The following is a 13006-nucleotide window of genomic DNA, read 5'->3' on the forward strand; positions in this document are numbered from 1 at the left end:
TATTTACCTACTCGTTCCTGTTAGCTTTTTTCATAGTTTTAGCATAACATCTATACTTCAACATGTAAAAGTTGTTTCTTGACAGGCTCTAAGCTGTCCGTAGCGGACAACTTATGGGTTCTTGGCAACTTTTGGTGATGATGAAAGGTTACGCACTTTAAGGCAGAAGGCAGGAGGCAGAAGGTTTTAAAACGTTTTCTTATCCGGGCGTGGGATTTGTGACTTCAAGGGGCGATTGCAAGAAGGCTTTCAAGTGATGCAGATGTTCTATAATCCAAGCAGAGCTTCAATTGTAGGAATTTTTCCTTCCTCTTCCTTCTGCCGTCTCCCGTCAGCATAGATGCCTTACCCCAACCAAGATCACCAAAAGTTGCCAAGAGCCACTTTATCCTTACAGTGACAACGATGTAACTTAAAGCATAATGTGAGAGCTTGGGACATTGAGGCGATCGCCGACCTTATGGATCGATTATTCCAGCTTGTAGTAAAAGCTGACGCTCCTCAACTCTGTCACGACGGTTTAACTGCAATAACCCAATTGTAACCCGACCTATGGAGCTTAAAGGCACAAATTCAGACCCACTCAGGCGAAAATGTTCATGCCAGATGTCTTGGCGAGGATGATACAAGGGTACGATTTTTCCGGTTTCTGGATCGACAGAGGCGAGATCACTTCCTTTGTGCTTATTGCACAGAGTACAGGATAGTGCTAAATTTTCCGCTTCAGTCCGTCCACTATGTTGTTCAGCAATGATGTGGTCAATCTCATGAGGCGCAAAGGTAGCGACATCAGGAATCAGACAATACTCACAACAAGCTTTTGCCCGTTCATAAACCTGTCTTCGGAGAGCGACAGGAATATAGGTTTTGCTCATTCTGCGCCAGCTTCTTTGATCTTCAATAAAGCTCTAGCCTTAGCCATTCTGACAATATGCTCTAAATATTGATACCCTTGCCATTGCTGCTCTTCTGTGGCGGTTAAACCTACCGTCCGATTTTTTTCTACCAGAGTGTTAATTTGAGCTTGCAGGGATTCAGAGGGACGCAGGGCAATAATGGCTTCAGCAGTGGGTAGGCTTGCCAGAAATTCTACGACTTCAGCCATACCTGAAAATCCTGACTGAGCGATCGCATTCAGTTCTCGTAACCCCAACTCTAGGATTTGAGGCAGTTTGTCTGCAAAGGGTTGAAGCTGATTGACAACTTCATCAGGTAAGTCAAATGTAACTTGCATAGACGTTTGCTTTTACTACAAGGATACACTTTCTGGATTTTAGCTGACAGAATATTCCACAATTAAATCAATCGGATACCGCGTACCTTTGGTCGGCGTAGCCATCGCAATTGTAATTAATCGTTTGGTTCTAAAAGCTTACCCAGATACGCTGCGGCTACTTTGAGAGTTTTCGGCTGAATCTGAATAACTTTCTCCTTACCACTTCGACGCTTGGTAATCAGTCCAGCTTTCTCCAACACACTAATGTGCTTTGCTATCGCTGCAAAAGACATCGCATAGGGTTGTGCTAATTCGCCGATCGTATGTTCTGCTGTTGATACCCGCTTCAGAATGTCTCGCCGCGTCACATCAGCCAAAGCAGCAAAAATTTTATCAAGGGCTACATTTGATTCAACCATATAGTTGAATGATATCCAAAGATACAGATCGTGTCAAGTGACAACGCGGACAACTTTTACCTTCTGTCTTGGGCAAATTCTACCTGAAGTCACATACAATGTGAGCAAGAAGCTGCGATCGCTGCTTACTATCGCGCGATTGGCGAAGACGTGGAGTAAGGTATGCCCAAGCCACTTGATCCCAAATGTCAGCTATAGGTAATATAAAAATTTATAGTAAATAAAATCTTAAATTTTTTAGCTGGGTTGGAAAAGCATTTAGTCCCAGTAAAGAGACTTGATGAAATCAGAGTAACTATTGATTCTAACTAAAACCGCCATGAACCCTAGTTTTTTAACTGCTCAAACTCCAACCGCGATCGCTATTGTTGGCGGAGGTTTTAGTGGTTCTCTAGTTGCTACCCACCTATTGAAAACTGCTAGTCAACCCCTCACCATTAAGCTGATTGAGCGTAGCGATCAAATTGGCAAGGGAATCGCCTACAGCACAGATACCAACTGTCATTTGCTAAATGTATCGGCAGGCAACATGAGTGCATTTGCCCATGATCCAGGGCATTTGTTACGTTGGCTTCAGCACAACCGCGATGAGTTAACAGTATTTTTTTCAGAAGAAGTAAATGCCAGTACCTTCATACCTCGTAAGGTTTATGGTTTATACATTCAATCGGTTTTAGCAGAAGCAGAAGCCACAGCACCCAGTGATGTGCGACTAGAACGCTTGACCGATGAAGTGGTAGGAGTACAGCCTGAAGAAAAAGGCGCAATGATTTCTCTACGTAGTGGTCGCTGTTTTGCGGCAGACAGAGTTGTGTTGGCATTGGGGAACTCACCTTCTGCACCCCCCGCTATTCAAAACCCAAATAGTAATGATGATTATCTGCGGAATGCTTGGTCAGCCGATGCCCTAGCAGACCTTGATGCTGATGCACCTGTGTTGCTAATTGGTACGGGGCTGACAATGGTGGATATGGTTCTATCTCTGAGCGATCGCCAACATCGGGGTAAAATTTATGCTGTGTCCCGACGAGGATTATTTCCCCTCAAACATCAAGCGGCTCAACCTTATCCCTGCTTCTTGACGCTAGAAAATTCACCAAAAAGTGTGCGTTCCTGGTTACGTCGGCTACGTGCCGAGGTGGAAATTGCTGCTACCCAAGGCTACGACTGGCGAGCAGTAATTGATTCTCTGCGCCCCATAAATCAGAAAATCTGGCAAAAACTACCGACGGAGGAACAGCAACGTTTTTTGCGTCATTTGACACCGTATTGGGACGTGCATCGTCACCGCATTGCCCCAGAAGTAGCAAATGTTGTCACTGAAATGCTAGATTCTGGTCAACTCACCATCTCTGCTGGGCGGATTCGGGAATATCTTGCTTTACCTGATGGTGTAGCAGTGACTGTATCCCAACGCAAAACCCAAACTAATCATACCTTCCACGTTCGCCGGGTGGTGAATTGTACAGGGGTGGCAGCAGATTATCGCCGATCGCCTCATCCTTTGATTACTAATTTGCGATCGCAAAAATTAATTCGCCCTAATGCCATCGGTTTAGGATTAGATACAGATACCTACGGTGCTTTATATGCAGCAGACGGTAACGTTTCGACGCTGTTTTATACCTTGGGAACTCCTCGCAAGGGCGACTTGTGGGAAACTATCGCTGTACCAGAATTACGGGGACAGGCGCAGGAATTATCTAAGGCGTTGTTGCAGTCGCTACCAGTGCGTGCGCGGAGTATTCCAACGATGCCTTTGTTAAACGATGGCAGTGCAGAGATACCGCAGTCAACTTTCCTATTCCGGCAATTTTTTGACCCTGCAACTAGTAGTTATACTTATTTAATTGCTGATAAGCAGACAGGAGATGCTGTTCTAGTTGATCCTGTATTAGAGCAAGTTGACCGCGATTTGCAATCATTAGATGAACTAGGATTAAAGCTACGCTACTGTCTAGAAACTCACCTTCATGCCGATCACATCACAGGGGCAGGCAAACTCAGGCAACAAACAGGCGCTCAGGTGATCGTTCCCCAGAATACTGCTGTGACAAAAGCCGATCGCTCTCTTGTGGGTGGCGAAATCCTAGAGGTGGGATCGGTAATCATCGAAACGATTTTCACGCCAGGTCACAGCGCCAGTCACATAGCATATTTGATTAACAAAACCCATCTGTTAACTGGTGATGCTTTGTTCATTCGTGGTTGTGGACGCACAGATTTTCAGGGAGGCGATCCTGGAACTTTATATGATGTGGTGACACAACGCTTATTCACCTTGCCAGATGATACCTTGGTATATCCTGCTCATGACTATAAAGGCCGCACTGTTTCTACTATTGGCGAAGAAAAGCAGCTTAATCCCAGATTTAGCGTTCGCGGAGCGACTCGGAACGAGTATCGCAGCCGTAGTCAATTCATTACTATCATGAATAATCTCAAATTGAGTTATCCCCAGAAGATGAATGCAACAGTACCGGCGAATGAATACTGTGGTGATTTTATTCCTCAAGAAAGCTTAGACCAGGCTACGAGTTCGGCAACAGATGAAGAACAAAAACAAATAGAACTTACAGTTATGACTAATACAGAAATTTACAATGATTACTTTGCTATGTATATCTAGAGCAGAGTGAAAATCAAAATTTTTCCACCCAGGGACGCAATTCAACTTCCCAAGTCCAAGCATTGCGAGGTTGGCGGAAAATGCTCAGGTAAGTTTGAGCGATGTCTACGACGGGCTACCCCTACGCATCTGGATCGAGTAAACTATCTGGTTGATCGTCTGGTTCTATGCGGGTAGCAGAACGGATTCCTCCATCAATCACAAAATGCGCCACATGGATATTCTGAGGAGCCAATTCACGGGCTAGTGAGGCACTGAGTCCACTACCAGCACCAACAATCAATGCAATATTTGTCATAGCCTCAAGTTCTCCCTCAAATGATTAACATAACCAACAAATTACCAAAGCTCTACTGAACAAGCTCCTGACTTTTTCTCAAAATGAGCAACAGAGATATTTTATGCAATTAGGAAAGTTTCAACCCTCTACCTGCTCTATCTCTACACCCATTCCTTGGTCTAGTTCTATGAACTTTGGCCCAGCGATCAGAACTACGATCATCATTAAAAGACTTGTCACCATGATGATGCTCACGACGCTGGGATCTTCAAAATTACTTGTAGCTACTAATAATGCTGCGGCAAAATTACGTTGAGCTGTTCCGACTCCTAGCACTCGTTGAGTATCGATACCAGGACCGCCCAAAACATAACCTACGCTAAAGGAGAAGACTATGAAAACAGCACAAACTAAAATTGCACCTGTTTGTAATAAGCTAATGATATCGTTAGTGTGAACTATCAGCCTGACTACTAGACCTAAAAGCAATCCAGCATTAGATAATTTGAACAAAATCGGCTGGATAATGGGAGCGATCGCACTCAATTTTGCTTTGATGAATAACCCAATGATCAATGGGCTAACCATCATTAACAATAAGGGTTTGGCAATGTCCCAGGAGTTAATTTGTACACCTTCCACCACTAAGGGCAGTACAATCGGCATATAAAAAATTGTGCCCAGCATTAGCAACATCATTAATCCCACCGAGAAAGCTATATTGCCTTTGACTATGTGGGCAAGTTTAGGTAGTGCTGGAGGCCCTGATGCTACTGCCATGATCAGTAAGCCATCTCTGAGGGGTTCGCTTAAATGTACTACTTGTAGTAACAAATATACAAAAAGCGGCACTAGCACAAAATTTGTTAGCAGTGATGATATGACTAAGCGGAGGTTGCGGAGTGGTTCCCAAATCTGTTGTACGGTTAGACTTAACCCTGCACCCAGCATGGTGAACACGATAAATGTGAAAAGTGCGAGTTTATCGATTAGTGACAAGATTTCGTTCATGATTTTTTTCTCACGCAAAGACGCAGAGGCGCGGAGGGGCGGAGGAGTGAGTGTGGCGAGTGTGGGCAGAGAATTTATGTTTCCCTCTCCTCCCACACTTCCAATGCCCACTTGCCCTGAGCGAAGTCGAAGGGATGCCTAACTCCTATTACTTCAATTCCAGGGTGACTTGCTGTAAGTTACCGGTGAATGCAAAGGGTGTTTGGTAAGTATCTACCGCAGGTGTGCCAGTATCTTGACCAACATCAAAGGTTTCATCTAAACCAAATCGGTAGCCTACGGTTTTATCAATGCGGCCTTCGGCAACCTGTCGATCGTTGATTGAGAGCTTACCAGTACCGCCTGCTCCCGGAGCGCCACCGTCATAAGTAAAGTCAAATTTAATTTGGGATTTGCCGATCGCAATTGGTTGGGAAGATTGAATGATTGTGCGATCGCTATTTAACAAGTTGTAAGCAAAGGTGGGTTTACCTTCTTGCAAAAAGAAACTCCAACCCGCAAAACGTCCACCTTGAGTTACTAAAACGCCTTCAGTACCAGATGAAGCAGCATCCACATCAGCAGTGATGCTAAAGGAGCGATTTTTAATATTGGGAGCGCTGCCTTCGGGAATCCCTGCAACAGAGGTGTAATAAGTAAAGTTATTGCGTCCTGTGGTTAGACTGGAACGGGTTTTGACATCAAACCGTTGAAGTAAGCGATCGTCCAAGGGCAGAACTTTGTATTTCTTTGCTTCCTTCAGAAATAGATTTTGTAGTTGCGCTAACTTATCAGGGTTCTGCTTGGCTAAATCGTTGGCTTCACTGAAGTCTTTGGTAATATCGTATAGTTCCCAATTATCTTCATCGAAGGTGGTTTTGGAGACACGCTCCCAAGGTAAGCGTCCATGACGGGCGGCTGCTACCCAACCTTGATCGTAAATGCCACGATTGCCAAGCATCTCAAAATACTGGGTTTTGTGATGGGATGGTACAGCAGGATTATCAAAGCTATAAACAAGGCTAGTACCTTCGATGGGTTGTTGTTTTACACCGTTGACTACCTCTGGTTCTTCAATCCCCACAGCTTCCAGAATTGTAGGCGCAATATCAATTACATGATGAAATTGGCTCCGCAGTTCACCACGATTTTTGATACGTTCGCCCCAAGCCACAACTAAACCATTGCGGGTTCCGCCGAAGTGAGAAGCAATTTGTTTTGTCCATTGGAAGGGGCTATCCACTGCCCAAGCCCAAGCTGCATGAAAATGATTGAAGGTTTTTGGCCCACCTAAATCATCAAAAGCCGCGAGAACTTCTTGAGGACTTTCTGCTACGCCATTAAAGACTTTTAATTCATTGACACTACCTGTTAAGCCGCCTTCAGCACTCGCACCATTATCCCCGGCGATGAAAAAGACTAAGGTGTTATCCAATTCACCCAGTTGATCGATCGCGTCAATAACTCTACCAATTTGTGCATCGGTATGGCTGAGGAAACCTGCAAATACTTCCGCCTGACGCGCATAAACTTTCTGCTCGGTGGGAGTGAGGGAATCCCAAGCTGGGAGTTCTGCCGGGCGAGGAGTCAGCTTAGTATCGGTGGGAATTACACCCAAGGCTAGCTGACGAGCAAAGATGTCTTCGCGTAATTTATCCCAACCTCGATCAAATTTACCCTTGTACTTGTCGATCCATTCCTTGGGCGCATGGTGTGGGGCATGGGTAGCGCCAGTGGCAAAGTAAGTAAAGAAGGGTTTATCAGGAGCGATCGCTTGTTGGGTACGAATCCACTTAATTGCATGGTCTGCTAGATCGGGGGTGAGATGATAATCAGGGCGATTTGGTTTCTGAATATGTTGGGTATTTTCCACCAATGCCGGACTCCATTGATTGGTATCACCGCCCAGAAATCCATAGAAGTACTCAAAACCTAAACCTGTTGGCCAGCGATCGAATGGGCCGGCTGCACTGGTTTCATAGTCTGGGGTATTGTGCCATTTGCCAAAGGCCGCCGTGTTATATCCATAATTTCGCAATACTTCAGCGATCGTTGCCGCACTTCTAGGTAAAATCGCAGTATAACCTGGGTAGCCTGTGGCTAACTCCTCAACCACACCTGTATTCACAGAATGGTGATTGCGTCCTGTAAGCAATGCGGCTCTGGTAGGAGAGCAGAGTGCTGTAGTGTGGAATTGGTTATAACGCAATCCCCTTTCTGCTAGACGGTCTAAGTTAGGCGTATCGATCAGACCGCCAAAGGTGCTGGTTTGTCCAAAACCAACATCATCAAGTAACACCAATAACACGTTTGGTGCTTTTTCTGGAGCCTTAATGGGTTTGGGGAAGTCTGGTTGTGATTCTTTGTAAGTCAGGCCAATTTTGCCTTTAAAAGATTGTTGGGGTAATGGTAATTTATCACCGTAGTCTGCCCAAGCAGGTAGAGGTAAGAGGCTGGAAAATATTAGCGTCAGGGCTGTCAAAAATGCGATTCTCCTTCGGAGACGCTGCGCGAACGCACCAGAAGTTAACTTCAGAGATGCATACAAAGAATCTCTCTTATGAGGATCAGTCATACAATTTTGGATTTTAGATTTTGGATTTTGGATTGATAGGTAGTGTGCTGTCAGCCAAATTTTTAACTAGCCGAAACCCGATATGAGTAGTTCCCGTATCGGGTGATTCTGACTCCCGCGCCGCCGGACGGAAGCGGCTACAGTAATTGGGAGCGCAGAGATACGATCCCCCCTTGATTACGTGTAACTTTGGTTCATCGGGCTTTTTGGGATCAAAGCTTTGATTTAAGGCAACAGGATTAATTTGATCGGATTTGCGATCGCGTCTGACTTGGAAGAAATCAGTAGTCCATTCCCACACATTGCCGGTCATATCATAGAGTCCATAACCATTGGGTGCAAAAGAACCGACGGGAGCAATGCCCAAGTGACCATCGGCTTTGGTGTTGAAAAAGGGAAAAATTCCTTGCCAAGTATTGGCTCTATGTTCAGAATATTCATTGCCCCAACTGTATGTTGCACCATCTAAGCCACCACGGGCGGCATATTCCCATTGAGCTTCGGTGGGTAGGAATTTTTCTGACCATTTGGCGTAGGCTAAAGCATCTTCGTAAGCTATATGAACAACTGGATAGTTAGATTTACTAGCAATCGCACTGTCTGGCCCAAAGGGATGTTGCCAATTCGCGCCAGTAGTCCAATGCCACCAACTCAGAAAGGAAACTTGCTTGACACCCGGTTTTACCATCTCAAACACTAAGGAACCCGGTAATCGCTGCTCATCGGGTAAATCGGGAAACTGTTCTTGAGATAAGGGACGTTCTGCAACTGTCACATATCCTGTAGCTTTGACAAATTCACCAAATTGTGCATTTGTTACCTCATATTTATCAATACAGAAGTTAGTCACCGTTACATCTCCAGGCGATCGCTCTTCCACAAAACTGGAATTATCAGACCCCATTTTGAACGTTCCTCCTGAAATCATCGCCATCCCTTGGGGACAGGGATTGACTGTGGCTGCAAATGCAGTTGTATTAATGAATAAAAGTGCGATCGCTATTCCCGAAATGAATATTAGTGTGAGAAAGTAAAGTTTTTTTCCATCTCTAAGATTCTCAATTTGGCTATTTCTAATTGAATGCCTGTAGTTCATTAATAAGATTCATTTTTTTCAACTTATATCATTTTGGATTTTAGATGAACAATTTCCCATTTCGTTGAATTTTTCGGTAATCTATTTTTTGCATCATATTATTTATTGTGGAAAAATCCATATTTTAATAAAATTTTTAAGGTTTGATACTATGCAGAAACCGTTAACTCTAAACTTAGGTTAACTTACTACAAAGATATTCTTTTTTGACAAAATACTAAAAACCGATTAAGTTACCGATGTTTTATCTAATATTGATAAATTACATCTTGTGAAAACATAAGTCAAGCACTATATATATTTAGCTACGAAAAAACTTAACACCACCTCAGTCAGATATTGGTGTAGCCACAAAACCAGTTTTGATACCCTTCTTAAACCCAGTTTTTTCGTAAAACTGGAGTACTTCCTTAGTTTGCCTTCCACTGAGGAGCATTACTTTGTAACAATTATGACTCCATGCAGATTGTAAAGCATGATGTATCAGGCGCTTTCCTACACCTTGGCGACGATAATCGGGATGAGTTATTACATTCTCAATTAGTCCATAGGGACGAGCGCCTCGCGTCAGATTAGGGACAATCACCAAAATACAAGAGGCAATTAAGTTTCCCTCCCAGTCGGCTACAAAGCAATTAATCTTGCAATCGCTCAATATTTCGTTCCATATTTTCTCAAGAGTTGATGCGTCAGGTAAGGGAGCATCAGTTGGGTTCAGATGTTTGTACAGGTCTAGCAGTGCTGATAATTCATCATGCTGAACGCTGCGTATTGAAATATCCATAATTTTTGTGAGGTTTTAAATTGCTTTGTAAACCCATATTTCAAACTTAGCCTCAGAGGAGAGATTAGTTTTTAAAGAGCCATAATGATTGATACAAAATTCTTCAAATTCATTTATTAATTGATGAAATATATCATCTGATACTCGCCAACATAAACCGTATGCTCGTGCTTTGAAAAAACTTAGTAGCTCTTCAACTGTATTGCTAACTCTCCATTCCTTGGCTACAAAGTAATTTGATATATAACCTTTTTGCTGTAAATATCCTTCTGCATCTATCTTGTTATGGAGTTGGCAATCGGCACATTAGAATGACGTTCATTCCTTTGGAAATGTAGTTATCAAATCGTTCACGTAATAGAACTGGTACTTGGACTGGTGAAGCTTCTTGAAACCCTACTTTTTGATAGAACGAGTGCAGATGTTGCCACGGAATACAGTAACAAACTTGATCAACCAGTTGCTTGGTACATACATGAAGTAGCTGTGTACCAATACCATGACGCTGAAACGGAGCTAGAATCTGCATCCCTCGAAGCACAAAGAACCCAGTCTCTGGGCATAAACGTACTGCACCAACAATTTCTCCCTCTAGTTGAGCAATGAGTATTAAATCTTCTTCCAGTGTCTTGAGATCACCTCCATAACCACACTGGCTGTATAAAACTTTAATACCTTGAATATCATGCAGTTTAGCTTGCCTAATTGTTGGCATACTGGTCTATAGAATAGGTTAATTTTGACTTAATGTTATTGCTTTGAAAGTGCAGACAAGCTCATAAAACCCTTAGCATTCAGAATTTTAAGCTACTTTAATTTTGAATACTAATAGGCACATTGTTGACGAATTTTCCACTCTACTTAATCAACTAAGGATTTATAAGGTTAATGTGAATCTTGCTGTCAGACTGTTACCTTTTTAGCAATAGCCATAATGTGAGCGCTCACACCTAGTGTAGAAGGTTCAGTCTCCAGCCAACGAATAGCTTGTAGGAGTCTTTGACGGCGACTTTGTTCACTCCAATGTTCCTCAAAATTTTGTAGCAATTTGCCTGGGCCTTCTATGGCTAATAGCTTTTCACAAGATAACCCTGCTTCTTCTACCTCTGCTTTTAGTTCATCAGGATGATGAAAGAAGGCTGTTGTAAAGTAAGCAGGATGGTTACTCGGATTACGATGCTGCCCTTCAAGCAAGTCCCGATGAACAATTTCCACAAACTCCGGATCGTCTAACCATCCCCGAAATAAACCGTCTAAGAGCGAAGCAAAGCGAGAACAAGCAACGGCAAAAACAAGACCTCCGCTTTTTAAAACACGATTAGCCTCGCGTAATGCTGCTATGCGATCGCTACGTTCAATCAAATGATAAAGTGGCCCAAATAGAAGAACAGCATCGACGCTGTTGTTTGCTTGATTTAACTGACGGGCATCTCCAACCTCTGCACTTGCAAGTGGATAATCTGGCTGAAGCTGAGAAGCAGAACGGGCTTGCTCTACGTGCAAAGAAACTGGATCAATCAGATGAACTTTATACCCTAGCTGGGCCAGCCAACAAGCATAGATACCTGAGCCGCCACCAACATCGAAAATCACTGCGGGAGAAGGAGGTAAGTAGCGGCTAAGAAGCTCTTGGGTGCGAACTAATTCAATCGGATTTGTACGCTTTGATAAGCGTTCAGCTTCCAAACCACGCTCATAGTAAGCTAGTACCTCATCTAAAAGCAGGTTGTGTAAATTAGACTTGTCTGACATGAAATTTCCTCTTTTTAAGATTTAATCTATGAAAACCTCTGTGACTAAACAGCAAACAGTTTTCCTCTCTGACGAAGTGCAGATTCAATAGAAGCACGCCTTGCTAAACTCCATATTGTGGCTTGGTTTGCTGTGACTACAGGAATATTCAAATCATCCTCTAATTCCTCAATCACCTCAAATGTTCTCCATGCTGTACAGGGCAACACAATAGCATCTGCACCTTTGTGAGATACCTCTTTGATGAAAGTTGCGGCTTCATTGGGTAACTGATGCCAAAGGTAATTCTTTTTTGCTACTTCTGTTGAGCGTTCATCACCCTTAAACCCCACTATTTCAAAAGGTGCTTCACTCAAAAACGTTTTTAGCGTTTGGTTATTCCACTCTGGATAAGGAGTGACTACAGAAATTTTCTTAATATTTAGATATGCTAAGGCTTCTAATAGAGCCAGAGCAGGCACAACAACAGGCACTCCTAGCGCCTGCGTCAAACGTTGCTCTAATTGTTCGGCAAAAACTCGCCCTCGGTAAAATGTTGCTGTTGTGAAACCGTATGCCCCAAAATGTACCACGGCTCTAGCTAATTTTTTTACTTCTTTAACAGCTTCTTCATTGATGTCATCCATTGATTCATAGCTTTCATAAGCGTGTGAGCGTTGAGCAATCACACGATGGCTATGAATACTGACTTGACTGGAAAAAGCAGAGTGAAAGTCAGGCTCAAACGTAATGTTACCTGCGGGTACTAGCAAGCCAAGACGGATCTGCCTATTAGAGTCAGCTTTCGAGTACATATAATACCTCTTTTTGACAAGCCTGATTATGTCTAGATATTTATTTAGTTACACTAATGATTAGGTATACATATTTTCAGGAAAACTGTATGATATATAAACTACCCTAAATCGACCGATAAACTGTAATATATCATCTAACTGACATAGATACCTGCCAGTCAATTATTTAACTGCACTAATTAACACATCTGGCTTTTGTCTTATTGCTTTAGTTGGAGTTGTGCAATCTCAAATAGTCTGCATCTACGATGATTACAAGGAAAAGATTTCATGAGCAACATACAACTGTACTTCGCCAAAGCCTCTACTTTCTCTCAACGTACCCGTGTAGTCTTACTGGAAAAAGGTATTGACTTCACCCCGATAGAAATTGACTTAGAGCCTGTCAAGAAACAACTTTTACATGTTGAAGTATAGATGTTATGCTAAAACTATGAAAAAAGCTAACAGGAACGAGTAGGTAAATAC

At 43.1% G+C, this 13006-nt stretch carries 13 protein-coding genes and 1 pseudogene; 3 read left to right on the forward strand and 11 right to left on the reverse strand.

The genetic code is table 11. The features are described from left to right. Nucleotides 1-458 precede the first annotated feature (458 nt). From V7K69_RS26235 to V7K69_RS26245, 3 genes are all read right to left on the reverse strand, one after another. Complete coding sequence (locus tag V7K69_RS26235; protein WP_335039843.1) at nt 459-875, reverse strand: HNH endonuclease; 417 nt, start codon at nt 873-875, stop codon at nt 459-461. Continuing rightward, entirely contained in the window at nt 872-1234 is a 363-nt protein-coding gene (locus tag V7K69_RS26240; RefSeq protein ID WP_335039846.1) for a hypothetical protein, read from the reverse strand. The genes V7K69_RS26235 and V7K69_RS26240 overlap by 4 nt, the downstream gene beginning before the upstream one ends. A gap of 116 nt (nt 1235-1350) precedes the next feature. Next, a complete protein-coding gene (locus tag V7K69_RS26245; RefSeq protein ID WP_335039849.1) occupies nt 1351-1635 on the reverse strand; it encodes an ArsR/SmtB family transcription factor in 285 nt (94 codons plus the stop codon). Between the two features lie 319 nt (nt 1636-1954). On the opposite strand from V7K69_RS26245, the gene V7K69_RS26250 reads away from it, so the two are divergent. After that, on the forward strand, nt 1955-4264 hold the full coding sequence (locus tag V7K69_RS26250; RefSeq protein WP_335039851.1) for an FAD/NAD(P)-binding protein: 2310 nt from the start codon (nt 1955-1957) through the stop codon (nt 4262-4264). 121 nt (nt 4265-4385) lie between these two features. Here V7K69_RS26250 and V7K69_RS26255 read toward each other — a convergent pair whose 3' ends face one another. The 4 genes from V7K69_RS26255 to V7K69_RS26270 all read right to left on the reverse strand — a co-directional run bounded on the left by V7K69_RS26255 (nt 4386) and on the right by V7K69_RS26270 (nt 9013). Beyond that, on the reverse strand, nt 4386-4562 hold the full coding sequence (locus V7K69_RS26255; RefSeq protein ID WP_335039853.1) for a hypothetical protein: 177 nt from the start codon (nt 4560-4562) through the stop codon (nt 4386-4388). 120 nt (nt 4563-4682) lie between these two features. Next, entirely contained in the window at nt 4683-5555 is an 873-nt protein-coding gene (locus V7K69_RS26260; RefSeq protein ID WP_335039856.1) for a bile acid:sodium symporter family protein, read from the reverse strand. A gap of 148 nt (nt 5556-5703) precedes the next feature. Continuing rightward, nucleotides 5704-8109, reverse strand: coding sequence for an arylsulfatase (locus tag V7K69_RS26265; RefSeq protein WP_335039858.1), 2406 nt, complete (start codon nt 8107-8109; stop codon nt 5704-5706). 13 nt (nt 8110-8122) lie between these two features. After that, nucleotides 8123-9013 (reverse strand): formylglycine-generating enzyme family protein, encoded by an 891-nt coding sequence (locus V7K69_RS26270; protein WP_335039861.1) that lies wholly within the window; start codon nt 9011-9013, stop codon nt 8123-8125. A 1-nt stretch (nt 9014) separates the two neighbouring features. Here V7K69_RS26270 and V7K69_RS26275 point away from each other — a divergent pair, with 1 nt between their 5' ends. After that, nucleotides 9015-9143, forward strand: a complete 129-nt coding sequence (locus V7K69_RS26275; RefSeq protein ID WP_335000106.1) for a hypothetical protein — start codon at nt 9015-9017, stop codon at nt 9141-9143. Between the two features lie 390 nt (nt 9144-9533). On the opposite strand, the gene V7K69_RS26280 is transcribed toward V7K69_RS26275, so the two are convergent. The 4 genes from V7K69_RS26280 to V7K69_RS26295 all read right to left on the reverse strand — a co-directional run bounded on the left by V7K69_RS26280 (nt 9534) and on the right by V7K69_RS26295 (nt 12535). Then, nucleotides 9534-9989 (reverse strand): GNAT family N-acetyltransferase, encoded by a 456-nt coding sequence (locus V7K69_RS26280; RefSeq protein WP_335039863.1) that lies wholly within the window; start codon nt 9987-9989, stop codon nt 9534-9536. Nucleotides 9990-10272: 283 nt separating this feature from the next. After that, nucleotides 10273-10704: a GNAT family N-acetyltransferase gene (locus V7K69_RS26285; RefSeq protein ID WP_335039865.1), complete on the reverse strand. Its 432-nt coding sequence runs from the start codon at nt 10702-10704 to the stop codon at nt 10273-10275. Between the two features lie 188 nt (nt 10705-10892). Further along, nucleotides 10893-11741, reverse strand: a complete 849-nt coding sequence (locus tag V7K69_RS26290; protein WP_335039868.1) for a class I SAM-dependent methyltransferase — start codon at nt 11739-11741, stop codon at nt 10893-10895. Between the two features lie 44 nt (nt 11742-11785). Then, nucleotides 11786-12535 (reverse strand): maleate cis-trans isomerase family protein, encoded by a 750-nt coding sequence (locus V7K69_RS26295; RefSeq protein ID WP_335039871.1) that lies wholly within the window; start codon nt 12533-12535, stop codon nt 11786-11788. Nucleotides 12536-12808: 273 nt separating this feature from the next. On the opposite strand from V7K69_RS26295, the pseudogene V7K69_RS26300 reads away from it, so the two are divergent. Continuing rightward, nucleotides 12809-12919, forward strand: a pseudogene (locus tag V7K69_RS26300) (glutathione S-transferase family protein); the annotation flags it as partial. Nucleotides 12920-13006 lie beyond the last annotated feature (87 nt).

Source organism: Nostoc sp., assembly GCF_036917775.1.
GTDB lineage: Bacteria > Cyanobacteriota > Cyanobacteriia > Cyanobacteriales > Nostocaceae > Nostoc.

Excerpts from the sequence above, each read along its gene's own strand:
- V7K69_RS26235 (WP_335039843.1), bottom strand. The coding sequence starts at position 875 with ATGAGCAAAACCTATATTCCTGTCGCTCTCCGAAGACAGGTTTATGAA.
- V7K69_RS26240 (WP_335039846.1), bottom strand. The coding sequence starts at position 1,234 with ATGCAAGTTACATTTGACTTACCTGATGAAGTTGTCAATCAGCTTCAA.
- V7K69_RS26245 (WP_335039849.1), bottom strand. The coding sequence starts at position 1,635 with ATGGTTGAATCAAATGTAGCCCTTGATAAAATTTTTGCTGCTTTGGCT.
- V7K69_RS26250 (WP_335039851.1), top strand. The coding sequence starts at position 1,955 with ATGAACCCTAGTTTTTTAACTGCTCAAACTCCAACCGCGATCGCTATT.
- V7K69_RS26255 (WP_335039853.1), bottom strand. The coding sequence starts at position 4,562 with ATGACAAATATTGCATTGATTGTTGGTGCTGGTAGTGGACTCAGTGCC.
- V7K69_RS26260 (WP_335039856.1), bottom strand. The coding sequence starts at position 5,555 with ATGAACGAAATCTTGTCACTAATCGATAAACTCGCACTTTTCACATTT.
- V7K69_RS26265 (WP_335039858.1), bottom strand. The coding sequence starts at position 8,109 with ATGACTGATCCTCATAAGAGAGATTCTTTGTATGCATCTCTGAAGTTA.
- V7K69_RS26270 (WP_335039861.1), bottom strand. The coding sequence starts at position 9,013 with ATGGGGTCTGATAATTCCAGTTTTGTGGAAGAGCGATCGCCTGGAGAT.
- V7K69_RS26280 (WP_335039863.1), bottom strand. The coding sequence starts at position 9,989 with ATGGATATTTCAATACGCAGCGTTCAGCATGATGAATTATCAGCACTG.
- V7K69_RS26285 (WP_335039865.1), bottom strand. The coding sequence starts at position 10,704 with ATGCCAACAATTAGGCAAGCTAAACTGCATGATATTCAAGGTATTAAA.
- V7K69_RS26290 (WP_335039868.1), bottom strand. The coding sequence starts at position 11,741 with ATGTCAGACAAGTCTAATTTACACAACCTGCTTTTAGATGAGGTACTA.
- V7K69_RS26295 (WP_335039871.1), bottom strand. The coding sequence starts at position 12,535 with ATGTACTCGAAAGCTGACTCTAATAGGCAGATCCGTCTTGGCTTGCTA.